Genomic DNA, 26051 nt, shown 5'->3' with positions numbered 1-26051 from the left:
TTATTTTGAAATTAATATCATTGTTTTAATATCATCAAATTCAATTTCTATGCCGCTTTCTAATGCATCCACAAAAACCAAATTATCTGTTAACGTCTCAGACTTAATATAGTCTTCATTTTTTGAAATTGCTTCTTCCAGAAGACCATTTCTTTGTAATTGCACTTTAATTTTATCGGTAACTTCAAATCCGGAATCTTTACGGATATTTTGAATCCTGTTTACCAGTTCTCTGGCGATCCCTTCGCTTTTCAATTCTTCCGAGATTGTAATATCAAGCGCAACTGTTATTCCGTTTGAGTTCGCAACCAACCAGCCTTCGATATCCTGAGATGTTATTTCGACATCTTCTAATGATAAAGTTACACTATTTCCAGCAATAACAATATCTAGCGTCCCTTGCTTGTCCAACTCATTAATCTGATCTGCCGAAAAAGCTTGTATTTCTTTGGAAATCAATCCCATATCCTTACCAAAACGCGGTCCTAATGCTTTAAAATTAGGTTTAATTTGTTTTACCAGAATACCAGAATCATCGTCTAAAAGTAAGATTTCTTTAACGTTTACTTCGGCTTTTACAAGATCAGAAATAGCTAAAATTTCAGCTCTCTGATTCTCGTCAAGCACCGGAATCATTACCTTTTGCAAAGGTTGACGTACCTTAATCATTTCCTTTTTACGAAGCGATAAAACCAAAGATGAGATGGTTTGCGCTTTCTGCATTTTGCTTTCTAACGTTTTATTAACAAAGTTTTCGACAAATTTTGGAAACTCAGCCAAGTGAACACTGGCATATTGCTCAGTTCCTGTTGAAATCGTTAAATCGCGATACAATTTATCCATGAAAAAAGGAGCGATTGGAGCGCTTAATTTACTGATCGTTAACAGACAAGTATAAAGCGTTTGATATGCTGCAATTTTATCATGTGCGTATTCACCTTTCCAGAAACGACGACGACATAAACGAACGTACCAGTTGCTTAAGTTTTCCTGAACAAAATCAGAAATAGCTCTCGCCGCTTTTGTTGGCTCGTAATCTTCGTAACATTCGTCAACAAATTTTATTAAAGAATGTAATTCAGACATGATCCACTGGTCAATTTCCGGTCTTTCGTTTAACGGAATTTCTGCCTCTTCATATTTAAAGCCATCAATATTCGCATATAACGAAAAGAATGAATAGGTATTATATAAAGTTCCAAAGAATTTACGGCGAACCTCAGCAATTCCTTCAAGATCAAACTTTAAGTTATCCCAAGGATTTGCATTCATAATCATATACCAACGTGTGGCATCAGGACCATATTGTTCAATGGTTTTAAAAGGATCAATAGTGTTCCCTTTACTTTTAGACATTTTTATTCCGTCTTTATCTAAAACTAAACCGTTTGAAACTACGTTTTTATACGCTACTTTATCAAAAACCAAAGTTCCGATTGCGTGTAAGGTATAAAACCATCCACGAGTCTGATCGACACCTTCAGCAATAAAGTTTGCTGGAAAATCTTTATTCTCGTCAATTTTATCTTTGTTTTCAAAAGGATAATGCCATTGTGCATAAGGCATTGCTCCAGAATCGAACCAAACATCAATTAAATCACTTTCGCGTTTCATTGGTTGTCCGGAAGCCGAAACTAAAGTAATTTGATCCACTACATTTTTATGTAAGTCGATTAAATCATAATTTGATTCAGCCATATTTCCGATCTCAAAACCTTTAAACGGATTTTCTTTTTGAAAACCTGCTTCGATAGATTTTTCGATCGCATTGTACAATTCTTCTACAGAACCAATAAGAACTTCTTCTTTTTTGTCTTCAGTTCTCCAAATTGGCAACGGAATACCCCAATATCTAGAACGAGATAAGTTCCAGTCGTTGGCATTTTTCAGCCAATTTCCAAAACGTCCTTCACCAGTAGACTTAGGCTTCCAATTGATAGTTTCGTTCAGGTCGAACATTCTATCTTTTACATCGGTTACTTTAATGAACCAAGAGTCTAGTGGATAATATAATAACGGTTCATCAGTTCTCCAACTGTGTGGATAACTATGTACGTATTTTTCAACCTTAAAGGCTTTATTTTCTTCTTTTAATCGAATAGCGATCTCAACATCTACAGAACGTTCTGGAGCTTGTCCTGCATCGTAATATTCGTTTTTTACGTATTTACCGGCAAGTTCACCTAAATGTGAAGTGAATTTTCCTTGTAAATCTACTAAAGGAACCGCTGTTCCAGTTTCGTCAAGAACCAACATTGGCGGCACTTCCGGCTTAGCTTCTTTTGCTACTTTAGCATCATCAGCACCAAAAGTTGGAGCGGTATGTACAACTCCGGTTCCGTCTTCTGTAGTAACGAAATCTCCAGCAATTACTCTAAATGCGTTTTCAGCATTTTGATAAGGTAATACGTATGGTAATAATTGCTCGTAACGAATTTCTACTAAATCAATACCTTTTGCTTCTGCTAAGATTTTGTAAGGAAGTTTTTTATCTCCTTCTTTTACATTATCAAAATCTGCATCGTCTTCGCTTAGGAAAAATCCTTTCCCAAATTGTTTTCCAACTAAATTTTTAGCCAAAACAACATTTACAGGCTCAAAAGTATATTGATTGAATGTTTTTACTAAAACGTAATCGATTTTTGGTCCAACTGTCAAAGCTGTATTCGATGGTAACGTCCAAGGCGTTGTCGTCCATGCCAAAATGTGAATATCACCAAAACCTTGTAAAAAGCCTGGCAAAGTTTCCGGCAAAGTTTTGAATTGTGCTACAATCGTAGTATCTGTAACATCTCTATAAGCTCCAGGCTGGTTTACTTCGTGAGAAGATAATCCTGTTCCTGCTTTTGGAGAATATGGCTGAATTGTATATCCTTTATACAACAAACCTTTATCATAGATTTGTTTCAAAAGCCACCAAACAGACTCCATATATTTTGGTTTATAAGTAACATACGGATCTTCCATATCTACCCAATATCCCATTTTTTCGGTCAAATCATTCCATACGTCAGTATAACGCATTACGGTTTTTTTACACGCTTCGTTATATTCTTCGATAGAAATTGTTTTACCAATATCTTCTTTTGTAATTCCAAGTTCTTTTTCGGTACCTAATTCTACAGGTAATCCGTGCGTATCCCAACCGGCTTTTCTTTTTACCTGAAAACCTTTTTGAGTTTTATAACGACAAAAAATATCTTTAATCGCACGTGCCATCACGTGATGAATTCCCGGTAAACCATTTGCTGAAGGCGGACCTTCAAAAAATACGAAAGGCTCTGCACCTTCGCGAGTTGTTACACTCTTTTCAAATATATTTTCTTTCTTCCAAAAATCAAGTACTTCTGACGCCACTACAGGCAAGTCAAGTCCTTTGTATTCAGTAAATTTTGTGCTCATTTTATCCTTTTCTTAATCGAGGTGCGAAAGTAAGGAATTTTGGATTATTGACCATCAATTTCTTTAAATTTCACAAACTTTTGTTGAGATAATAGATACAAAAACAAAAGAATTGATTAGTTTCCGGTACTAAACTCAAAAAATTGAGTCAATAAACCAAAAACCAATCAATTCTGATTGTTCTTTTTTATTAAAGTAAAAGACTATTTAAATCCTCCGAAGTAGACTTCTTTCATGAAAATTCTATTTCCAAAAACCGGGTTTATTTCTATCTTCTCACGTTGCTCCTGATAAATAGTTTCACCGTTAAAATCTTCTATTTCATAATTTATTTTATATGGAATTTTTCCGGAATTTAATATTGTAACCGGACGATAATCTCCAAAAAGCTTTTTTTCGAAGAAACTTTTGTTTCCGTTATCATATTCTGTTTTTTCGGTAGAAACGATAGTGTAATTTTCTTTATCAATAAAAACGTGATAATCTGTTTTAGGAATTGTTCTGTTTCCGGAACTTAATGTTTTTTCAAAATAATTAAGATGATAACACAGTTTTCCCTCGTACATTTCATCTTGTAAAACTTCATAATTATTCCACAAATCAAGTCTTAAATCTGTGAGGAAATTTATTAAATCAACGTTCTTCGATAAATTAGCATAATCATACGCCGTTAATTTTGCCCATTTTGCATTTAAGCCGCTTTCGCGATCATCATGACTCCAGGCTTCTGCTCCATTAACGATTTCATAATAGCTTTCGGGCATTTTTTTTCTAAGAAGATAATTCGAGTTTGTTGCCCATTTTTCTTCCGTTTGAGTTATATTATTCCCTTCAATTTTAAGTTTTGAAAACAAATGTGCTTTCTCTACTTTTTTTAGTGCTTCTCTTCCGCCTAAATTATCAACCACTTTAGCCAGTAAATTAGCATTTAGCTGATAAGGTATAGAATCCAGCATATTAAATCTTTGCATTCTGGCTTTCTCTACACTTGCTTCTCTGGTCGCTTTTTCAACTTCCCACTCTGCATCCTGTTGCGCTATTTTTTCAAAAAAAGCTAATCTTCTTTCTTCTTTTTCTTCGGCAATTTGAACACCTAATTTTTTAAGATCAGCAAAACGGGGCGTATGGCTTCTTATTTTTTTATCAGCAAAATAACCATTATTCACTTTTTTAATGATTGAAGATCCTCTCGAATCCTGTTTATCATTCTCGACCAGCAAATTGGCATACAGTAATGCTTTTTCTTTATTTTCAAGTAAAAAATAAGTCTCTGCTAAATTGTTGGTTACAATAAATCGGATATTTTCGTTTGCAGGCGAAGGAGGATATTTAACTAACAAACCTTCCAGATATTGTAAATGTGGCGTTAGCAGCTTTTCATCTAAACCTTTTTCAAGGGTTACTTTTTCCATCTGAGCCGTAATTTCGTTCTCAAATGCCAACATCTGATTGTATTCAGAATGTCCTTTTGAAGTTACAAATTCAAATTTTATTTTAGATTCGTCTACGTAATAAGCTAATTTATAATTTAGAAAATTTTGAATTCTGTCGACAGAACTAAAAATGATATGATCTATACCTAATTCTTCTGCCGTATAATCACCGTCTTTTTCAGCTTGTGCACTTCTTTTATTACTTAGCTCAACAGCAAGTTTCACCTTACCTTTTTCGTATGTACCTCCAACTATGTGTGATTCAACACTATTAAAATCCTGAGTAAATAAAATTTTATCTCCACACTTAGCATCAACTTTTATTCTTACATCATAATTAGAATAAACCTGAAATTCCCAACTATTTCTTTTTTTATCAAATGTACTATCTACTTTCGTCGCATTGAACCTGGGCAACGCAACGGTTAAGTAAATTTTCAGTTTTCCATTTGCAGGATCTTTTATAAAACCATCTATATGAAAATATTTTTTCTTTAAAATAATTTCTTCTTGCATTAACTCTTTATCCATTTGATAAAAAGTAGTTTGCGTTAAAGCATTATCAAGAACAGGAAATTCTGAATATTTAATTACGGGTATATAAAATTTCTTCTTTTTTGAGCTTATTTTTTCTTGTGCCTGAATTGAACCAATTACAAGCAAAGCAATTAAGAGTAAAGTTTTTTTCATAGGCAAAAAAAAAGCCATCAGAAGTAAATCCTGATGGCTTTCTGTATTTTTATTATTATTTCTTATTGAAGATTTGAATAGATTTATCAGACACATAAAAAATGTTTTGTGTCGCAGGATCTATTTCATAAAGCGGTTTGTTGTTATTGAAAATGATTTTATCAACCTCAACACCGTCAGCTTTGCTTACTTTAACCAGGATTTTTTCTCCGGTATCAGCTTTAGCAAAAATATAAGAGTAATCTCTGTTTTGTTTCATTGCATTGAAACGTTTGTCAAATTTAGCTGCTACTAATCCTAAAGCTGCTGAACCGGCTGCCATATTATTAGCTTGTTTCATTTTTGATTTATCTTCTTCTTTAAGAACAGTAGATCTCATGTTTCCGTTAGAATCACGGTATGTCATTGTCAACTCAGAAGCTTGTACAGCACTTACTGCAGAACCAACTCCTAAACCAATACTTCCTGCAATTGCAGCACTTTTAAGTAAACGTCTTGTACCTTCACCCGGTTGTGTGTATATATGGTGGTATTTTACAGTTCCATCCATATTAACTCCCATTACCTCAACTGGTCCTGAAAGAACAACTCCCCAAGGAAATAATTCGATACTGTTTAATTCTTTTTCTTTTTTGATGTTTACTTTAGCAAACGGCTCTGGTTTATCGCTGATGCTTGGGTCAAATTTGTATAATTTTTCGTCATTGTAAACTAAATAAGAATTTGTTGCTTCGTCGTATGTTGGTAAAACCGGACGATTTTTATCAAAATTGATGTTACGTTTCCAAAGTTTAACTCCGGTTTTATAATCAACCATGTTTCCGTAAGTACCAGTAAGATACATTACTTTTTCACCTACTTTTCCTAAATAATAAATTGGGTCTTCTTTGTCATCAGAAATTTCGATGAATTTTTTCCAAAGTTTTTCTCCGTCTTTATTAATCAGCATCATTTCATTTTCTGCAACGTATAAGAAATCCTGATCGATAGGAATTACTCTTTTCAAACCGTCTCCGCGTGCATCTTTTTTCCAGATTTTTTCTCCTGTTTTTAAATCAAAAAAGTTGAATCCACTATTGTGAGCCACTAATAATTTAGTTCCCCAATCTTCTAAATAAACAACTTGTTTTGTTTTGATAGATTCTTTCCAGATACTTTTTCCGTCATCTGTACTTAAAACATTTAAATATTGTTTGTTAGAAAACAAACCTGCAGCATTAACTACAACAATATTTTTATCGTTTTGTGTTTCATAGAATTTTGTATATTCTTCTGCTGCTTTCCAGTTTAATTTTCCAGACTCTTTATCAAATGAATATAAATTACCGTATAGTAAATAATAAACTGTGTTTCCGTTAATCTTTGCTTTATTGGTATTAGCAGATAATTTTAAAGAAAAACTAATCATTGCTTTTGCTTTGTCAACAGTTGTAGTCCATTTAAGTTCTCCTGTTGCCATATCTAATAAAGCGATTGCCATATCTCCGTCTTTTTTCAAAGTAAGAAGATATTCATTTGTTTCCGGAATAAAATCTGATTGAAATACAAAGAAAGATTCTTTAGATGAATTGTAAACTACTTTTCCTGTATCAGTATTGATAATTAAATACTTTGAATTGATGTAAGCTTCAACATAAGGACTTCCTGAAACTGTAGTTAAATCTCTTTTGTCTTTAAACATATTTCCAAAATCAGGATCTGTTAATATGTCTTTTGAAGTAATTGTACCAAAATCTTCTTTAGTCAGTGTCCATACAACTTTTTTTGTTTCCGGATCTAAACCTTTTACAGTTCCACCTTCTTTAAAAACAACAATTCCTGTTATTTCGTTTTGAACAATATCCTGAACACTGTTCTCTGTTGTGATTATTTCGTCATATTTTCTTTGAGCAGTTACCGAAAAGGCAACTAAGAAAAGTAAAATAATCGAAAAAGTAATTTTCTTCATAGTCGTTTTTTTCTTTAAAAAAATTAATAATTAAGCTGGGGATCATGTTGTTGAATTAACTTATTAAAATAAGAATTACCAAAATTTTAATAAAAATTCACTGCGCAAATATATAAAAATAGCATTCAGTTTAATAAAAAAATTCCTTAGGAAATTTCAACTACTTGATCTTCTTAAACACCTCTAAATGAAAACTATAATAAGCAATTAAAACCTAAATAAAATCTTACTTTTTAATCATGAAGATGACTTTTAGTGTAGTATTAGATTTAAAAATTATCTATGATTTTTTAACAAATTGACAATTAATCTATTTTACAAAAAGTCATTCAAATTTATTTCTAATTTCATTTAATTCATTAATCGTTAAAAGACAACATCGTTTTTAAGAATAAACATAATCAACACAAACATTTTCTAAAATCTTGCTAAAAATTAATACAAAATCAATTTTCACATTATTTGTACTGTTAAATATTGTAGTTTTATCCAAATTTTTAAAAAAATCATATGAAAACAAAATTACTTATTTTAGCCTTATTCAGTTTAGGCGTTGCTCAAAGTCAAAATCTTCTTCAAAACGCTAGTTTTGAACAATTCACTTCAGATGTTCCAAATTCTTGGGCTGTTACAATGGGAACCTCATTGCAACAAACCACAACTTTTAATCACGGAACTTCAAGTCTGGACATTACACCAGTAGGTATCATACCTTTTCAATTACCTGCCGCCATGTTTTCGCAAGATTTTACAATAAGTGACTTAGATACCTACACTTTAAAATTTGATTATTTCATTCCTGGAACAAGTGCAACTAATTACATCAGTAATCTTACATACGAGTTAAGTTTAAACAATTCTGCCGAAGCTTATTTCTTTCCAACTAATTATACTGCAACTCCAATTGTGTATGGAACATGGAAAACTATAACTTACGATTTTAAGTTATTAGCATTCAGAGCACCAAATACTTCTGCTAGTATTAAACTAAATTATACAGTAAGTCTTGATCAACAATTAGCTGATCACCACGTATACTTTGACAATGTTATAGTAGCTAAAAAAAGCTCATTATCTACAGTTGATTTTACTAAAAAAAGCAACCCAATTGTTTCTATATCTAAAGATGCAATTACACTAAACAGCGACTACAAAAACTCGTCTTATGTAATTTATTCTATAGATGGTAAATCAGTAAAAAGAGGTAAAAATTCTTCTGAAAGTATTGAACTTTCAGGTTTAGCTACAGGAGTTTATTTTTTAAAATTAGAAGATGTTAGCACATCGGTTAAATTTGTAAAACAATAATCGACTATTTCTTATATTATAAAACGGGGCTTAATTTAGAATCTAAATTAAGCCCCGTTTCTTTATTTATATTTTCTGACTGAGAGTTAAGAAAATATTTCTTTTAAAACATCTAAAGATTTTGGCTTCTTAAATCCATCTAAATGAAAACTATAATAATCAATTAGAACTTTCAATAGAATCTGTCTTTCGGTTACACTAAAAACTTTATGAGCATTATCAAATTTCAAATCTATTAGCTTTTTAAATAGATTTGTTTCGTGTTCTGTAAGTGCGCTTAAACCATGAAAAAGCGTAAAAACGCCATCATTCATTTCAAAATAAGGCAAATCAATATCGGATACATCGGGATAAAAACCCAAATACTTTGTAATTTCTAAAAGTAAAATCAAATGAAAATTAGAAATTTCGTCATGATGATCCAGCCAGGTCAATGCTGTTTCTAAAAAAACAAAAAGTGACTCGTTTTTTTCTTCTTCCTGAATTGAATAATGAAGCATTTCAGACAAAAACATTACCATTGTGCTCTTTATAATATCAGTATGAATACTTTGAAAAGGAACTGCGGTTTTAATTTCTTTAAAGTTTTCTAAAGTACCTTTATTTTTATGTATGGCTTCGATTTCGAGAATTGACAATGGCTGAAAATAAGCAATTTTCTGACTCGCTTTTCGACTTGAAAAAGCATCACGTACAAAATAAGTTTTCAGTCCGTTTGAAAGCGTAAAACATTTTACGATCAAGCTTTTTTCCTGAAATTTTAACGACGAGATTACGATTGCTTTGGTTTTTACTAACATAAAGTCGGAATTTGCTTTTGATTGTTATTTTTAAACCTGTCCAAAAATCTTTTCTCCACAAAAAACCAAGAAAGTACTGCAAAGAAAAAAGTAATCAAAATTACAGCAAATGCCATTAGAAAAGGATTATACTTTTCGAATAAATCATATTGCCTGAAAAGCTGAATTATTGGAAAATGATAAATGTAAAGACCATATGTGAAGTCGCCATATTTTCCGAAATTATTTAAAAAAGAAATATTATAAGCCGCAATTATAATGACCAGACCAAATGCTGCAGGATAAAGAAAATCTAATGGAAGGTTTGAAAAATAATATCCAATAAATATCATAACTGAAAGCAGAAAAAGTCTTGTCTTGTTTTTCATAATGAAATCAAAATTTAAAAAGATGCAGATTCCCACCACAAAATAAGACAAATAGCCCGGTAATTGTTTCGCTAACACAGGCATATTGAGATAATCATTCATCACAAACCAATATATTAATGACAAAACATAAAGGGTTCCAAGTACAAATAATGTTTTACTAAATTTTTTAATCGCATAAAAAATCAAAGGCAAAATAATATAAAAACCTTCTTCGACTTTTAATGTCCATAAAGCTCCATTTACAGAGCAAATGAGATTATTATCAAAAAGTCCGGGAAGACAAGGATGCATGAAATTCAAAAAGATCAAATTCCATCCCAGGTATTTGTAAGCACTACTATCTGTAAAATATTCTGAAAAATTATAACTGCTAAAAAAAGCAAATATTACAGTAGAAAACAAAATCACAACGATATAAGCAGGCAAAATTCTCTTGGCTCTTTTTATAAAATATTCTTTTAAAGAAGGCGTATTCACATAACTCTTTGCTACTAAAAACCCACTTATAACAAAGAACCCTTTTACACCAATAATTGCATTAGAAAAATAAGATAAAAATGCCAGATTACTATTTTGAGAAAGTTCACACAGATGCGACAATAGAATATTTGCAGCAAAGAAAAACCGTAAAAAGTCGAAACAATTTTTATTATTCATACCTGAGTTAATCTTACCGAATAATCATTACTTTTTTAACTTTGGTTTCGCCGCCGTCCTGAGCCGAAATAAAAATCATATAAACTCCTGAAGCTACTTTATACCTGCCAAAAGCTGTTGTATCCCATTCTATTGTACCACCTTCTGAGGTTGTTTCAAAAACAAGATTACCTTCGATATCAGTAATTTTAATATTCGCTTTATCTAATAAACCCGCAACTTTTACTGTTCCTGAAAATTGAGGTCTAACGGGGTTTGGATAGACATAAACATCATTCAAATTTTCATTAGCAGCGGTCGATGTTCCTTTAAAAGATATCATTCCTTTATCTGTAGCAATAAAAACTTCGCCGGTTGTGCCATCGATATCAATATCATTTATAGTATTACTAGGCAAAGGCGAATTGTTTATGGTAAAATGATATTTGGTTTGCTGCCCGTTAGGAGAAACCATAAAGACTCCGGAATCAGCAGTTCCAATCCATTTATTATTTGAGCCATCGACCACAATATCTGTAATAAATTGTTCGTATAATAATTCTTGTGCCAATCCGTCTTCAACAATAATAATAGGCTTTGTTGTTAGTTGATTGTCTGTTTGAAAACTATTTACATTCGACAAAACCCTCAATCCTTTTGTAGTCCCTATCCAAAGCTGACCATTATTATCCGGAGTTGCTACACGAGCATCTATAAAAGGAAGATTGCCGGCGTCTGCTCCAGATGTAATTTTTTTGATAATATTTCCTTTTTCATTAAATCCTATAATACCACTATTATAGGTTGCCATCCATTTTGTTCCATTCTTGTCAATAGACATTCTTCCAAAAGGACAACTTGAAACTTTTGTTATTACAGATGTTGTTGAAAAAACCTGCCAATCTCCATTTGGTTTAAGCATTTTTATTCCGTTATCAACCAAACTATTATTCATCCACAAATTTCCGGACTTGTCAAATACCACACCGTTAATCCAAATATCCTGAGTATTAGGAATAGCCTGTAATGAACTATTTTTAGTACCGTATAAATAAGTTGGCACATCATTTTCGACTTTTAATAAACCGGCATCATAAGATCCTATATAAACTTTCTTTTCATTTGCAGGATCAACAGCAATTCGCACCAAAGATTTTGCTCCCAAAACTTTTTCATACGGAATATTCGACCATCCTGTCTGCGTAAATTTACTTATTCCGTAACTATCTTTTGGGTACGGGTTATAAACTCCGGAGTAATCTCCGTAAACGGCCCATAATGAATTTGACGTTGTCTGAATAGCAAAAAGACTATTTCTTGAAGGTCCGCTTGGTGTATTATTTTCGAAAGTTGAAGAATTTAATAATGACGATGAAAACAATCCTTTATCTTTTGTACCAATATAAAGCAAATCACCTATTACGGTCGCACAAGTAAAACTTAAAGTATTATCTAAAACCTGTGTATTTGTAATTTGACGATTTAAAGTCATCTGATTATTATAAACAAAAACAGTATTTGGCGTTGTAATAAACAAGGTATGATTTACGGCACGCATGTCTGTCGACACTTGAGGAAGTTGCAAAAATCCAGCAAATGTATCCGAATTATAACGATGAATATATCCTCCTGAATTTATTGCGATAAGTTCTGAATCTAAAGTTTCAACACTCGACCAATTTCCTGAATTTACTAAAAGCCACTGATTAAAATCAATTAGATTTGCATTTGTACTATTTGCTTTTCTAATTCCGTTTGAAGTGGCTGCATAAATAAATCCGTCAAAATAAGCGGTTTGTTTTACACTAATTTCGGCACCATTATCACCAATAAAATAGGTGTCTCCAAATTTTAAAGTCGTTAAATTAAATTGTACAATTCCAAAATCACAGGAAACATAAACTAAACCATTATGCTCCATAAAATGATTGATTCTTTTAATATTCGTTGGCAATTGCTTACTAATAATGTCGACTACTTTTAAAATACTGCCGTCACTTTCATTAAACACAATCATTAAACCATTTTCATAACCTATTATAGTTTTCCTGAAACCTTCACTATGATATAATGCTGAAATAGTCTGACCTGAAAGCCCTTCGACCGTAGTGGTGGTTTTGACTGCATTTGTCGCCGCATTTTTAGAAAACAAGGCATTTTCTGAAGCAGCAAAAACTGTTGTTGAAGATTGTGAAATATCTTTTATTTCGTTAAACGAAAAATAACCCTGCCATAACAATTTATCCTGTCCGAAACTAAATTGATACAACAATAAAAACAAAATATACAGAAAGCTTTTCTTCATTATTTAATATATTCAGATAGACAAATATACTACAAACGAAAGTATTTGAATTTCGTTCTGTATAAATAAAAAAATGCCTTCAATCATCTTTTCAAAAAGACAAATGAAGGCATCTTAAAATTGTAACTAAAACTTATACTACACCTTGCGCAAGCATAGCATCGGCAACTTTTACAAATCCGGCAATGTTAGCTCCTTTTACATAGTTTACATAACCATCTTCTCCGGCACCGTATTTTTTACATTGATTGTGAATTCCAACCATGATATCTTTTAATCTCAAATCAACTTCTTCACTTGTCCAGTTTAAACGAATTGAATTTTGCGTCATTTCTAAACCTGATGCAGCAACTCCTCCAGCATTTGCAGCTTTTCCAGGAGCAAATAATACTTTATTATCAAGGAATAATTTAATAGCATCTAAAGTAGATGGCATATTTGCAGCTTCTGTCACACATAAAACACCATTTTCAATAAGTTTCTTTGCATCATCACCATTTAACTCATTTTGAGTTGCACATGGAATCGCGATATCAACTTTTACTTCCCATGGACTTTTTCCTTTATGGAAAACAGCATTTGGATATTTATGAGTATAAACCTCAGCTCTGTTGTCTCCGGTTGCTCTCATTTCGACCATATGTTCGATTTTCTCTCCAGAAATTCCTTCTTCATCAAGAATATAACCATCAGGACCAGAAATTGTAACTACTTTTCCTCCAAGTTCATTTATTTTTAAAGCAACTCCCCAAGCCACATTTCCAAAACCTGAAATTGCTACTCTTTTACCTTTAATTTCATGTCCGATAGTACGTAACATTTGATCTGTAAAATAAACAACTCCATATCCTGTAGCCTCAGGACGTATTAAAGAACCACCGTAAGCAAGACCTTTACCCGTTAAAACACCAGTAAATTCATTTCGGATTCTTTTATATTGACCAAATAAATAACCAATTTCTCTTGCTCCAACACCAATATCTCCTGCAGGAACGTCTAAGTCAGGTCCAATATGACGACATAACTCCGTCATAAATGATTGACAGAAACGCATGATTTCTCCGTCAGATTTTCCTTCCGGATCAAAATCAGAACCACCTTTACCACCACCCATTGGAAGTGTTGTAAGACTATTCTTAAAAACTTGTTCGAAAGCTAAAAATTTTAAAACTGATAAATTTACAGAATGATGAAATCTGATTCCACCTTTGTATGGTCCAATTGCTGAATTCATCTGAATTCTAAAACCTCTGTTTACAATTATCTCTCCTTTATCATCAACCCACGGGACTCTAAAAATTATAGATCTCTCAGGTTCAGCAATTCTTAGAAGTAAATTTTTTCCATCATATTTTTTTCGATCAGCGATAAATGGAATTACCGTTTCTGCAAATTCTCTAACGGCTTGAAGAAATTCTGGCTCGTTTGGATTTTTAGACTCAACAAGAGCCATAAATTCATTTATTTTTTGTTCCATTTTTAAATAAATTATTCAATAATAGTTTATAAACTTTAATCATTTAAACAAGAAAATACGTTTTAAGAAAACGTTTTCGTAATAACACGCAAAGTTAAAACAAAACTATCATGGTTTGTTATTTTTTTTTGTTTTTCAAACAGAATTGTGTAATTTTTAAACAATCCTAAAAATACGATTTTACAGTTCTGCCTTTACATCAAATCACCTTACTTAAAGTCAAGAAATTAAGTCTTTTGTTACTAATTTTTTAATACACGTATTTTATATTTTGATTCGACAAGGTTTTTTATATATTTGCCAAGATTTGTAAGCCCAAAAACATGCTCAAACCTATAATCCTTACGTTATTTGCCTATTTTGGCATTACCACAATAGCGACTGCACAATCTGATCTTGCTCAAGAAGTAGGAATAATATTCGGTCCTTCCACTTTTCAATCTGATTACGGTGAAAGAAATAATTTTGACACAAATGTCGGAAACAACGGATTTGGAGTCGGAATTGTTCACTTCATAAACTTCTCCGCTAATAACAACAGAGAAAGTTTTTTTACAGAACATTTCAAAGTTAGATCTGAATTATCTTTTAACCAGACCAAATTAGAACATTTTGGAGAATGGGTTGAATCAGAGAAAAGAAAAAATCTTGTACAACACCTTAGAGGTATGCACGGAACTTCGACTTTGGTAAATCTTGGAGGTCAGTTAGAATTTTCTCCTTTTATGAAAATTCATGATTTCGAAAATACAATAGGTAGCTTTAGTCCTTATATAAGCATAGGATTCCAGGTTAGTTATTACAAAACTAAAGTTGAGTCACGATTAGGTCAATTAGGACTTCCTTTAACAACATACCCAAAATATTTAGTTCCTTCTGATGGTCGCCAATTTGGTTTTTCGAGCGAAAGCGGTATCGTTTTATCAGGAACAGTTGGTGTTGGAGTACATTATAAAATGACTACTATGAGTGATTTAATGTTCGAAGCCCGTTATCAGGGATATAATTCTGATTGGGTTGATGGTTTAAATCCAAATAAAGATGTTTATAAAGAAAACAAGTCAAACGATTCACAAGTTTGGTTTAATGTAGGATATATTTATTACTTAGAATTTTAAGTAAATAAAACGTTAAATAAAAAACCCTAATTCTCTCGAGTTAGGGTTTTTCTATTTTTAAGCTAAAGCTTGTTCTATATCTGCAATTAAATCTTCGGCGTCTTCAATACCAACACTCAATCGAACCAGATCATCAGTAATACCAACTTCTGCTCTTTTATCTGCCGGAATAGAAGCGTGTGTCATTAAAGCCGGATGATTCGCCAATGATTCAACTCCTCCTAAAGATTCTGCAAGAGTAAAAACTTTTAGTTTCTCTAAAAATGCAATAGAATCTTCTTTTTTACCTGATTTAAAAGTAAACGAAACCATTCCGCCAAAAGCTTTCATTTGTTTTTTGGCAATTTCATGAAACGGATGACTTTTTAAGCCCGGATAATAAACTGTATTTATTTTTGGGTGATTGCTTAAAAATTCAACCACTTTTTCTCCATTTTCACAATGTCTTTGTACTCTTAATGAAAGTGTTTTAATTCCTCTTAAAACCAAAAAACTATCCATTGGTCCAAGTGTTGCACCAGTTGCAAATTGCTGAAAATGCAATTGTTCTCCTAAAGCCTCATCTTTTACAATCAAAGCTCCGGCAATAACATCAGAATGTCCTCCTAAATATTTTGTCGCAGAATGCATTACAATATCAGCTCCTAAATCAAGAGGTTTTTGTAAATATGGTGTTGCAAAAGTATTATCTACAGCAAATAAAATTTTATGTACTTTGGTAATTTTTGCTATTTCTTCGATATCAGCCAATTTCATTAACGGATTTGTTGGTGTTTCAACCCAAATCAGTTTTGTGTTTTCATTGATTAATGATTTCAATTTTTCAATATCTGTCATATCAACAAAATGAAATTTAATTCCTGAATCTTTATAAATTCGAGAGAACATTCTATATGTTCCACCGTATAAATCATCCATTGCAATAATTTCATCACCAGCCTTAAACGATCTTAAAATACAATCAGTAGCAGCTAAACCAGATGAAAATGCCAAACCGCGAGTACCATTTTCAATACTTGCCAAAGCATTCTCTAAAGCGGTACGTGTTGGGTTAGACGCTCTGCTATACTCATAATCACCCAATGGTTTCCCAGGGCTTGTTTGTATAAAAGTTGAAGTTTGATACACCGGAGGCATAACTGCTCCTGTACTTGGATCATGATGCTGACCGCCATGTATTACTTTTGTATTGAATTTCATATAGTTACAAATTTTAATTGCTTAAACGTGCTACAAATTTACCGTTTAATTTATTTTAATCCTGATACAACTTCTTACCTTTGTATATAATTAACACTTTTTGACATGAAACATTACACTTTTTTAGTCTTTTTGGTTTTTGCACTCACTAGTTGCAACAAAGAGCTTTCATTTGAAAATGAGACATTTGAAAAAGAATCTACTATTCCTTGCAAAAAAGATTGTCCTAAAATTACGATTGACATTCCTATAGCAAAAAATATTCCTATTGTAGCAGACAGCATTAATAAAAAAGTTTTTGCGGTTATAAAAGACATTGTTTATTTTGAAGAAGATCCATCAAAAGCGAATGATTATAAAACTTTAGCAGCATCTTTTATTACCTCGTATGAAGAAATGCATAAAAAATTTCCAACTGAAACTTTTGGCTGGGAAGGAAAAATAAAAGGAAACGTTGAGTTTGAATCAGATCAGATTATTAATATCAAAATCGATCATTATACTTTTACTGGCGGAGCTCATGGTTATCAGGGTTTTCGATCTCTATTATTTCATACCAAAACCGGAAAAACCATTTTTACCGATGAAATATTCATAAACGAAAAAGAGTTTAAGGCTTTCGCCGAAAAAGAATTCAGGAAGAAATATAAGGTTCCAACAAAATCAAATATTAATGCAACAGGTTTAATGTTCGAAAACGACAAATTCCAGTTACCACAGAATATCTTTTATACCAATGAGGGTTTGCTTTTATATTACAACTCTTATGAAGCAGCTTCGTATGCTGATGGTCCAAAAGAGATTTTGTTTCCGTATGCAAAAGTCAGTCAGTATTTGAAATATAAATAGTTATGTCATGAGTTAGATGCACTGCTGTGCGCCTCTACAGAAAACCTTTGTCGCTTTGAACCTCTGCTCCTTTGTTCCTTACTTCAAACCTTCCTGAAAATCGTACTTCATTTTACGTAAGATTCGCAACGATTCTTTAAACGATAAATAGATATTGCCAAAAGGTTTTAAAAGCAATTTTGCATCGATAAGTTTTTGTTTGGCGTCATCAAAACCATTCAGATAGCAAATCATGAAAGTCGAAGGAAGGCTTTCAAGATCTTTTAATTCGCGATCTGATAAAGCAATTCCTTTTTGCAATTTTTGAAGTAATGCCATATTTGCATTATAAATATGATATAGCATTTTGCGATTGAATTCAGGAGGTTGAAAAAGCATTTCACGATCAATTTTGTAATAACCATTATCAAAAAAATTAATCGTTTGTTTTTCCAGAGGATAATAACTCGTTTTATCATTTAATCCTAGCGGAACATATTCGGTTATGGTAAAACTATCGTCATCAAAAACAATCGTAACCACATCCTGAGCCGAATAAAAAAGTTTAATTTGTTCGTTTATAAGTTCTATATCAACGCGGGATAAAAAAGTTTTATCGCGGGATTTATGTGGAACTCCAGCCCAGCAAATCACAAACAATTCTTTAAAAACATGATATTTAGGCGACATGTCTTTGTGCCTGAAATTCATAAAATCAATTACTCCGTCAAGTGTGTATTGAATACTATTTCGGGAACTATTTTCGATTCCAATAACGGTTTCAGTGTTCTGGTAATTTTTTTCGATTTCACCTTCAACCGGAACCGAATTACTGCCTCGCCTAATAAAAACACTATTTGCAACTATAGTATGAATTCCTTTTTTAAAATACGAGATTTTGCTTTTGGGTTTTATCGTAACTAAACCAATCACTTTATCCTTTGGAAGATTGGGAAAAGGTACATTCTCATACTGAATCTTAGGAGGATTTTCCAGAAAAGCATTCACAAGATTCTGAATTCGGCTATCGTCAAAAAAATCATCTCCAACAATTTCGTTATCCTGATCTTCAACTCCAACCACGATATAAGAATTATTGGTTGGGTTTGAATTTGATAAGGCGCAAATATGTTTTAGAAACTTTCCTTTTCCTTCTCTGGAATGCAAATTCAATTGCCTTTTTTTATCATAAAAACTGCTCTCATCGTTATGAGCTAGTAGATTTTTTATCAAAAGACGTTTGTTAATCATTTTTTTTAGACTTCTTAGATTGTTAGAATTTTAGACTTCTTCGACTATCGAACTTTTGAATCTTTAACTTCTTAGATTAATTGGATTACATAAACTTCAAATCTAAGAAGTCTAAGTTAGTCTAAAAATCTAAGCTAGTCTCTTTTGACTATCGTAGATGATGCCTGAGCCGTACTCATCACCACTAAATCGGCAATGTTTACATGATACGGTCTTGAAACCACAAAATGAATAATATCAGCAATATCTTCTGCCTGCAACGGATCAAAACCTTTGTAAACATTAGAAGCTCTTTCGGTATCGCCTTTAAAACGAACTTCGCTAAACTCAGTTGCTACCATTCCGGGATGAATTGCTCCAACTCGAATGCTAAACGGATTCAGGTCAATTCGCATTCCTGCTGTAATAGCATCAACTGCGTGCTTTGTTCCGCAATATACATTTCCGTTTGGGTAAACTTCTTTGGCAGCTGTTGATCCAATATTAATAATATGTCCGGAATTTTTAGCTGTCATTTTCGGAATTACTGCTTTCGAAACATACAAAAGTCCTTTTACATTAATATCAATCATAGCATCCCAGTCGTCTAAATCTCCGGTTTGAATTGGATCTAAACCATGTGCATTTCCTGCGTTATTGATCAAAACATCAATATCTGAAAATGCATCCGGAAGAGAATTTATTTTTTCAAGAACTTCATTCTTATTGCGAACATCAAATGATAAAGAATGTACTTCAGTATAAGCCGAAAGTTCTTTTTCAAGCTCCGCTAAACGATCAGTACGTCTTCCGCAAAGGATAATTTTATAGTTATTTTTAGCCATGATCTGGGCGGTAGCTTTTCCTATTCCGCTTGTGGCACCAGTAATTAGAACTGTTTTTTTCATTCTTTTTTTAATTTTTTAGCCACAGATTAAAAGATTTTAATGATTTTTTATCTATCTCAATCATTTTAATCTGCGGCAAATATTTTTAGTTAAACCAAATTATAAAAATTTTGTTTGTAACTGAATACTTTAAACTGAACACTAAAAATTAAGCAACATCGTCTCCCATACTTTCTGTCCAGATGGCAAACCAGTCTTCTTTATCCATTTCTAATTCAACAGCCTTCATCAACGATTGAATTCTGGCAATATTTACGGTTCCCGCAATTGGAATAACTGCTGAAGGATGTTTTAAAATCCAGGACAATAATAATGTATCAGAGCCAAAACCATATTTCTGAACCAGATCAGAAAGTAATTTTTTCAAACGGCGTGTTTTTTTAGTGTCTTCTCTAAAAACAGTTCCAAGCGGATTCCATGATAACGGACGAATTCCGTGTGTTTGCATATAATCAAAACTTCCGTCAACCATTGGTTCATAGTTCGTTGCCGAAAATTGTACCTGATTATAGCTTACTTCTGTTTTCTGACGAATTAATTCGGTTTGAGAACTGGTAAAATTTGAAAGTCCAAAATCAATAATTTTCCCTTCAGTTTTTAATTTCTCCACCGCTTCTGCAATTTCATCCGCTTGCATTAACGGACTTGGTCTGTGCAATAAAAAAACATCAACATAATCTGTTTTCAATTTTTTTAATGATTCTTCCAGGGACCAAATAATATATTCTTTAGAATAATCGTAATGTTTAATTTTGTTTTGTCGGCTTTCAGCAATCATCTGAATTCCGCATTTGGTGATTAATTGTAATTTCTCGCGTGAGATTTTACTGTTTTGAAATGCTTTTCCAAAATCAGCTTCTGTGGTATAGGATCCGTAAATGTCTGCGTGATCAAAAGTGGTAATTTTGTTTTCGATACAAAGTTGTATCAGGTTTTCCATTTCTTTAGTTGTAAGGTTTTTATCCCAGACTCCCCAATTCATAGTGCCCGAAATTATAGGCGATAATGCTGTTTTACTCATGGTTTTATTGCGTTATTTTTGGTAATAAATATGCTTTTCTAAAACATAATCATCAAAGTTCTTAAAAATATAAAAATAGATTCACAATTAGTCCTTAAAATTAGGTCATTGGTCGAAGTTTTAACCATTCTTTAACATCTTACTTATCAAAAAATATTCAATTTGCACTCTCAAAAGTTAGGGATAAGAATCATTGTTTTAAAAAGGTTTTAAAAATATTTATATGGAAGAAAATACAACGACTTTAGACATTAGAGCGATAAATGAAAAAATTGAAAGAGAAAGTGCTTTTATAGACCTTCTTACAATGGAAATGAACAAAGTTATTGTGGGTCAGAAACATATGGTCGAGCGTTTATTAATTGGCCTTCTTGGACAAGGACATATTTTGCTTGAAGGTGTTCCGGGACTAGCCAAAACTTTAGCGATAAATACTTTGTCGCAAGCAGTACAAGGTTCGTTCAGCCGTATTCAGTTTACTCCCGACTTATTACCTGCCGATGTCGTTGGAACGATGATTTATAACATCAAAGCAAACGAGTTTTCTATCAAAAAAGGACCAATCTTCGCTAATTTCGTCCTTGCCGATGAGATTAACCGTGCTCCGGCAAAGGTTCAGTCTGCACTTTTAGAAGCAATGCAGGAAAAACAAGTAACAATTGGCGACACTACTTTTAAACTAGATCGTCCGTTTTTAGTATTAGCAACACAAAACCCGGTGGAGCAAGAAGGAACATACCAACTTCCGGAAGCGCAAGTCGATCGTTTTATGTTAAAAACTGTAATTGACTACCCAAAAATTGATGAAGAACGTTTTGTAATTCGTCAAAACTTAAAAGGAACTTACGAAAAAGTAAATGCCGTAGTTTCTGTCGAGCAAATTTTACGTGCGCAAGAAGCGGTTCGTGAAGTTTACATGGACGAAAAAATCGAAAAATATATTTTAGATATCATATTTGCTACTCGTTATCCAGAGAAGTACAAACTTGCAGACTTAAAACCTCTTATTAGTTTTGGAGCATCACCACGTGGAAGTATCAATTTAGCTAATGCAGCAAAATGTTACGCTTTTATCAAACGTCGTGGATATGTAATTCCAGAAGATGTTCGTGCAGTTGTACATGATGTTCTACGTCACAGAGTTGGAATAACGTATGAGGCTGAAGCCGAAAATATTACTTCTGTAGACATTATCAACAAAATCGTAAACGAGATTGAAGTACCTTAAAAAATTTTAGATTTTAGATTGCAGATTTTAGATTTAAAAGCTGCAATCTAAAAAAGTGTTTATTAACTCGGAATCTAAAATCTAAAAATCTACAATCTACAATCCGAAAAAATGGATACAAAAGAGCTTTTAAAAAAAGTACGGAAAATAGAGATCAAAACCAAAAGACTGAGCAATCACATCTTTTCGGGAGAATATCACTCTTCATTTAAAGGACGAGGGATGACTTTTAGTGAAGTACGTCAATACCAATATGGCGATGACATTCGTAACATCGATTGGAATGTAACTGCACGCTATAACGAAGCCCACGTAAAAGTTTTTGAAGAAGAACGCGAATTGACCATGGTTTTAATGGTAGATATTTCGGGTTCAGAGGGTTTTGGTTCAAAAAGTCAATTCAAGAAAGACATCGTGACTGAAATTGCAGCAACGATGGCTTTTTCGGCTACACAAAACAATGACAAAATTGGTTTAATATTATTTTCTGATAATGTAGAATTGTATATTCCGCCAAAAAAAGGTCGTTCGCATGTATTGCGAATCATTCGCGAATTGATCGAATTTGAACCAAAAAGTCAAAAAACAGATGTTGGAGCTGCTCTGAAATTTTTGTCAGGAACTCAGAAAAAGAAAGCGATTGTTTTCGTGATTTCTGATTTTATGTCTGAGAATTATGAGCAAACTTTAAAGATTGCTTCTAAAAAACACGATATTACAGGCGTTCGCGTTTATGATATCCGCGAAGAAAAAATCCCGAATTTAGGAATGGTATCGATGCTTGATGCCGAAACGGGAAAAATTCAATTGGTCGATACGGGTTCAAAAACAGTTCGAATGAATTACGAAAAACACTATCAGGAAAGAGTTAGCTATTTCAAAGATATTTTCAGTAAATCAGGTGCAGGTGTTGTAAATACCAGAGTTGATGAAAATTACGTAACGAAATTACTGGGATATTTTAAATCAAGATAATGATTTAAGAATTTAGATTAACGATTTATGATTTATGATGGAGGCGATAAGTAAAACTAGAAAATGAATAAACAAGAATTGGAAAATAGATTAATTGATTTTGCTGCAAGCATAATTTTATTAACTTTTAAATTTGAAAAAAATTACGCTGGAAATCATTTATTAGGTCAAATAACGCGATCAAGTACATCTCCCGCCTTGAATTATGGTGAAGCACAAAGCGCAGAAAGCAAAAAAGATTTTATTCATAAAATGGGAATTTGCTTAAAGGAGTTAAGAGAAACTTTTGTTTGCTTAAAAATAATTGAGAAAGCAAATTTATCTTCAGATTTGCAAAATTTGTCAAAAGCCAAAACAGAAGTCAATGAATTAATATCAATATTTGTTTCAAGCATTAAAACATCAAAAAATAATTCATAAAAACAAAAGATTATAATTTTAGTTTCAGCATAAAATCTGAAATCAAAAATCGTTAATCTTCAATCGTTAATCATAATGAAATTAAAGTTTTACATATTTTTATTTTTACTTTCCTCTGCTATTTTTGCCCAGCAAAAACAAGTGGAGACGAGCATTGATACCACAAAAAATAAAATTGGAGCCGAATTTAAGTTAACGCTTAAAACGGTTGTCAGCTCAAAATCTAAAGTTGTTTTTCCTAAACTAAAAACTATTGGTCAGCTTGAAGTAATTCAATCCTATCCAATTGATACCGTAAAGAAAAATGACACATATGAGTTAATCAAAAAATATGGCTTAACACAATTTGATTCCGGAAAATATGTTATTCCGAGTGTTCAGATTTTAATTGACAAAAAACCATATTTTACTGATTCTATTCGTGTTGAAGTTGCCAATGTAAAAGTCGATACTTTACAACAAAAAATGTATGACATCAAAGATATTACTGCTGCTGATAGCGGTATTAGCGATTGGTGGCTTTACCTTTTAATTGTGGTTGTAATTCTTGCAATTGGTGCTTTTGTATATTGGTACGTTAAAAAACACCAAAAGAAAAAAATTGAAGAAGAAGTTTATAAAACTCCTATCGAAAAAGCGACAAGTTTACTGAACAATTTGGAGCAAAAAGAATTGGTTCAGAAAGGCGAAATCAAAGAATATTATAGTGAACTGACAGATATTGCACGAAACTATATCGAAGAAGCGATTCATATTCCTGCAATGGAAAGCACAACATCTGAATTAATTCAGGCGATAAGATTTGCTTCTACCAAGAAAAAAATGACTTTGACTCCAGAAACTGTCGAAAATTTAGAGCGTGTTTTACGTCAGGCCGATTTAGTAAAATTTGCAAAATCTAAACCGCTTGATTTCGAAATTACTGATGATCGAAATAAAATTCAGAAAGTAATATTAACGCTTGATAACGCAATTCCAACTGAAGTTCCGGCTGAAGAAGAAGATCAATTACTGAACGAAGCACAAAGACAAAAACAAATAAAGCTTCAGCTGCTTAAAAAGCGTAATAAACGTATTGCTATCGCAGTTGGTACAGTTTTATTTTTATTTATAGCAACAACAGCATTCTTTATCGCTACTAAAGGTTTTACTTATGTAAAAGACAATCTTATTGGTCATCCGTCTAAAGAATTATTAGAAGGCGAATGGGTAAAAAGTGAATACGGAAATCCTGGTGTAGTCATTGAAACTCCAAAGGTTTTAAAACGAATGGATACTCAAAAAGTACTTCCAAAAGAAACAATGGCGTTAATCAAGGAGATGCAGCTTTTTACTTATGGAAGCATGGTAGGTAATTTTTACGTAACCGTTTCTACGAGTAAGTTTAAAAATCCTACAGATATAGATTTAGCAAAAGCATTAGAAGGATCCCTTAAAGTTATCGAAGCTCAGGGCGGACAAAATATTATTGTAAAACAAGAAGATTTTCAGACAAGTGCAGGTATTCAGGGTGTAAAAGGATATGGTACGATGACTGTTTTTAACCCAGTTGATAAAACTAGTACAAAGGCTTATTATGAACTTTTACTTTTTAAACAAGATCAGGGATTACAACAAATTATGATTTTACACGAAGAAGGTGACACATACGCCAATGATATTACAACTAGAATTTTAAATTCTGTTGAACTTAGAAAAGCGAGCAACTAATGGGAAAGATAACTTTTTTAAATCCAGAATTTTTTTGGTTGTTTCTATTAATTCCAATTGCAATCGCTTGGTTTTTCTGGAAACGCAACCAGCAATCGGCTACTTTAAAAATGAGTTCTACTCAGGGTTTTAAAAACAGCGAATCGCTTTTAACAAAACTTAAACCTGCTTTATACGTTTTTAGAATTTTAGGATTAAGCTCTTTAATTATAGCCTTGGCAAGACCAAGAACTGTAGACATTAGCAGTCAGACTAAAACAACGAAAGGAATTGATATTGTTCTTGCAATAGACGTTTCTGGAAGTATGCTGGCAAAAGATTTAAAGCCAAACCGTATGGAAGCTTTAAAAAGAGTCGCTGCAGATTTTGTTGGAGAAAGACCTAACGACAGAGTTGGATTGGTTTTATACGCCTCTGAAGCTTATACAAAAACACCGGTTACAAGTGATAAAGCTATTATTCTTGAAGCCATAAAAAGCATTAAATACGATACGGTTTTACAAGACGGAACAGGAATTGGGATGGGATTAGCAACTGCTGTAAACCGTTTAAAAGATAGTAAAGCAAAAAGCCGTGTGATTATTTTAATGACAGATGGTGTTAATAATGCCGGTTTTATCGAACCTGAAACAGCATCAGATATTGCAAAACAATACGGAATAAAAGTATACACCATTGGTATTGGTACAAACGGAATGGCTGCCTCTCCATATGCTTACGCACCAAACGGAGGTTTTTTATATAAAATGCAAAAAGTTGAAATCGACGAACAATTAATGAAAAATATTGCGCGTAAAACCGATGGAACTTATTTTAGAGCAACAAGTAATGATCGATTAGCCGAAATATATAATGCGATTAATAAACTGGAAACTACAGAAATTCAAGAATTAAAGTTCTACGATTACGACGAAAAATACAGAGTTTTTGTTTTATTCGCAGCATTTTTATTATTGTTAGAAGTTGGTTTAAGAAATACGGTTTACAGAAGCTTTATTTAAAATATTTTAGTCGCAGTCGCAGTCACAGTTTTACAGTTTACA

19 protein-coding genes are annotated in these 26051 nt (G+C 32.5%); 8 read left to right on the top strand and 11 right to left on the bottom strand.

Going from position 1 to position 26051, the window contains the following annotated elements:
- From ileS to ASF10_RS10180, 3 genes are all read right to left on the bottom strand, one after another.
- On the bottom strand, positions 1 to 3402 hold the full coding sequence (ileS, locus tag ASF10_RS10190; RefSeq protein WP_056248477.1) for an isoleucine--tRNA ligase: 3402 nt from the start codon (positions 3400 to 3402) through the stop codon (positions 1 to 3).
- 203 nt (positions 3403 to 3605) lie between these two features.
- Positions 3606 to 5525 carry a hypothetical protein gene (locus tag ASF10_RS10185; RefSeq protein ID WP_056248983.1) on the bottom strand — a complete coding sequence of 640 codons (1920 nt, stop codon included), beginning with the start codon at positions 5523 to 5525 and terminating at the stop codon, positions 3606 to 3608.
- A 55-nt stretch (positions 5526 to 5580) separates the two neighbouring features.
- Positions 5581 to 7473 (bottom strand): PQQ-binding-like beta-propeller repeat protein, encoded by a 1893-nt coding sequence (locus ASF10_RS10180; protein ID WP_056248475.1) that lies wholly within the window; start codon positions 7471 to 7473, stop codon positions 5581 to 5583.
- A gap of 510 nt (positions 7474 to 7983) precedes the next feature.
- On the opposite strand from ASF10_RS10180, the gene ASF10_RS10175 reads away from it, so the two are divergent.
- Complete coding sequence (locus ASF10_RS10175; protein ID WP_056248472.1) at positions 7984 to 8781, top strand: T9SS type A sorting domain-containing protein; 798 nt, start codon at positions 7984 to 7986, stop codon at positions 8779 to 8781.
- An 86-nt stretch (positions 8782 to 8867) separates the two neighbouring features.
- Here ASF10_RS10175 and recO read toward each other — a convergent pair whose 3' ends face one another.
- The 4 genes from recO to gdhA all read right to left on the bottom strand — a co-directional run bounded on the left by recO (position 8868) and on the right by gdhA (position 14370).
- Positions 8868 to 9581 (bottom strand): DNA repair protein RecO, encoded by a 714-nt coding sequence (gene recO, locus ASF10_RS10170; protein WP_056248470.1) that lies wholly within the window; start codon positions 9579 to 9581, stop codon positions 8868 to 8870.
- Positions 9575 to 10609: an acyltransferase family protein gene (locus ASF10_RS10165; protein WP_082472415.1), complete on the bottom strand. Its 1035-nt coding sequence runs from the start codon at positions 10607 to 10609 to the stop codon at positions 9575 to 9577. The genes recO and ASF10_RS10165 overlap by 7 nt, the downstream gene beginning before the upstream one ends.
- 13 nt (positions 10610 to 10622) lie before the next feature.
- Positions 10623 to 12893: a T9SS type A sorting domain-containing protein gene (locus ASF10_RS10160; protein WP_056248464.1), complete on the bottom strand. Its 2271-nt coding sequence runs from the start codon at positions 12891 to 12893 to the stop codon at positions 10623 to 10625.
- 133 nt (positions 12894 to 13026) lie between these two features.
- Positions 13027 to 14370 carry an NADP-specific glutamate dehydrogenase gene (gdhA, locus tag ASF10_RS10155; protein WP_056248461.1) on the bottom strand — a complete coding sequence of 448 codons (1344 nt, stop codon included), beginning with the start codon at positions 14368 to 14370 and terminating at the stop codon, positions 13027 to 13029.
- A gap of 323 nt (positions 14371 to 14693) precedes the next feature.
- On the opposite strand from gdhA, the gene ASF10_RS10150 reads away from it, so the two are divergent.
- Complete coding sequence (locus ASF10_RS10150; protein ID WP_056248459.1) at positions 14694 to 15488, top strand: THC0290_0291 family protein; 795 nt, start codon at positions 14694 to 14696, stop codon at positions 15486 to 15488.
- Between the two features lie 57 nt (positions 15489 to 15545).
- Here ASF10_RS10150 and ASF10_RS10145 read toward each other — a convergent pair whose 3' ends face one another.
- A complete protein-coding gene (locus ASF10_RS10145; RefSeq protein WP_056248456.1) occupies positions 15546 to 16688 on the bottom strand; it encodes a cystathionine gamma-synthase in 1143 nt (380 codons plus the stop codon).
- Between the two features lie 105 nt (positions 16689 to 16793).
- Here ASF10_RS10145 and ASF10_RS10140 point away from each other — a divergent pair, with 105 nt between their 5' ends.
- Entirely contained in the window at positions 16794 to 17537 is a 744-nt protein-coding gene (locus ASF10_RS10140) for a DUF3298 and DUF4163 domain-containing protein (protein ID WP_056248453.1), read from the top strand.
- A gap of 78 nt (positions 17538 to 17615) precedes the next feature.
- Here ASF10_RS10140 and ASF10_RS10135 read toward each other — a convergent pair whose 3' ends face one another.
- The 3 genes from ASF10_RS10135 to ASF10_RS10125 all read right to left on the bottom strand — a co-directional run bounded on the left by ASF10_RS10135 (position 17616) and on the right by ASF10_RS10125 (position 20675).
- The gene (locus tag ASF10_RS10135; RefSeq protein ID WP_056248450.1) at positions 17616 to 18767 is read right to left on the bottom strand and encodes an ATP-binding protein; all 1152 of its coding nucleotides are present in this window, start codon (positions 18765 to 18767) and stop codon (positions 17616 to 17618) included.
- Positions 18768 to 18901: 134 nt separating this feature from the next.
- Positions 18902 to 19654 (bottom strand): SDR family NAD(P)-dependent oxidoreductase, encoded by a 753-nt coding sequence (locus ASF10_RS10130; RefSeq protein ID WP_056248447.1) that lies wholly within the window; start codon positions 19652 to 19654, stop codon positions 18902 to 18904.
- Between the two features lie 148 nt (positions 19655 to 19802).
- Positions 19803 to 20675: an aldo/keto reductase family oxidoreductase gene (locus tag ASF10_RS10125; RefSeq protein ID WP_056248444.1), complete on the bottom strand. Its 873-nt coding sequence runs from the start codon at positions 20673 to 20675 to the stop codon at positions 19803 to 19805.
- A gap of 223 nt (positions 20676 to 20898) precedes the next feature.
- Between ASF10_RS10125 and ASF10_RS10120 the strand changes: the two genes are divergently transcribed.
- From ASF10_RS10120 to ASF10_RS10100, 5 genes are all read left to right on the top strand, one after another.
- Entirely contained in the window at positions 20899 to 21903 is a 1005-nt protein-coding gene (locus ASF10_RS10120; RefSeq protein ID WP_056248441.1) for an AAA family ATPase, read from the top strand.
- 111 nt (positions 21904 to 22014) lie between these two features.
- Positions 22015 to 22878 carry a DUF58 domain-containing protein gene (locus tag ASF10_RS10115; RefSeq protein ID WP_056248439.1) on the top strand — a complete coding sequence of 288 codons (864 nt, stop codon included), beginning with the start codon at positions 22015 to 22017 and terminating at the stop codon, positions 22876 to 22878.
- 63 nt (positions 22879 to 22941) lie between these two features.
- The gene (locus ASF10_RS10110) at positions 22942 to 23298 is read left to right on the top strand and encodes a four helix bundle protein (protein ID WP_056248437.1); all 357 of its coding nucleotides are present in this window, start codon (positions 22942 to 22944) and stop codon (positions 23296 to 23298) included.
- Between the two features lie 75 nt (positions 23299 to 23373).
- Positions 23374 to 25008 carry a hypothetical protein gene (locus tag ASF10_RS10105; protein WP_056248434.1) on the top strand — a complete coding sequence of 545 codons (1635 nt, stop codon included), beginning with the start codon at positions 23374 to 23376 and terminating at the stop codon, positions 25006 to 25008.
- Positions 25008 to 26009 (top strand): vWA domain-containing protein, encoded by a 1002-nt coding sequence (locus ASF10_RS10100; RefSeq protein ID WP_056248431.1) that lies wholly within the window; start codon positions 25008 to 25010, stop codon positions 26007 to 26009. Before ASF10_RS10105 ends, ASF10_RS10100 begins: the two co-directional genes overlap by 1 nt.
- Positions 26010 to 26051 lie beyond the last annotated feature (42 nt).

Origin of the sequence: Flavobacterium sp. Leaf82, from assembly GCF_001422725.1 — a bacterium.
In the GTDB taxonomy this organism is placed as follows: domain Bacteria; phylum Bacteroidota; class Bacteroidia; order Flavobacteriales; family Flavobacteriaceae; genus Flavobacterium.
The sequence above is the reverse complement of the archived record's forward strand: the minus strand, read 5'-3'. Positions and strand labels throughout refer to the sequence as shown.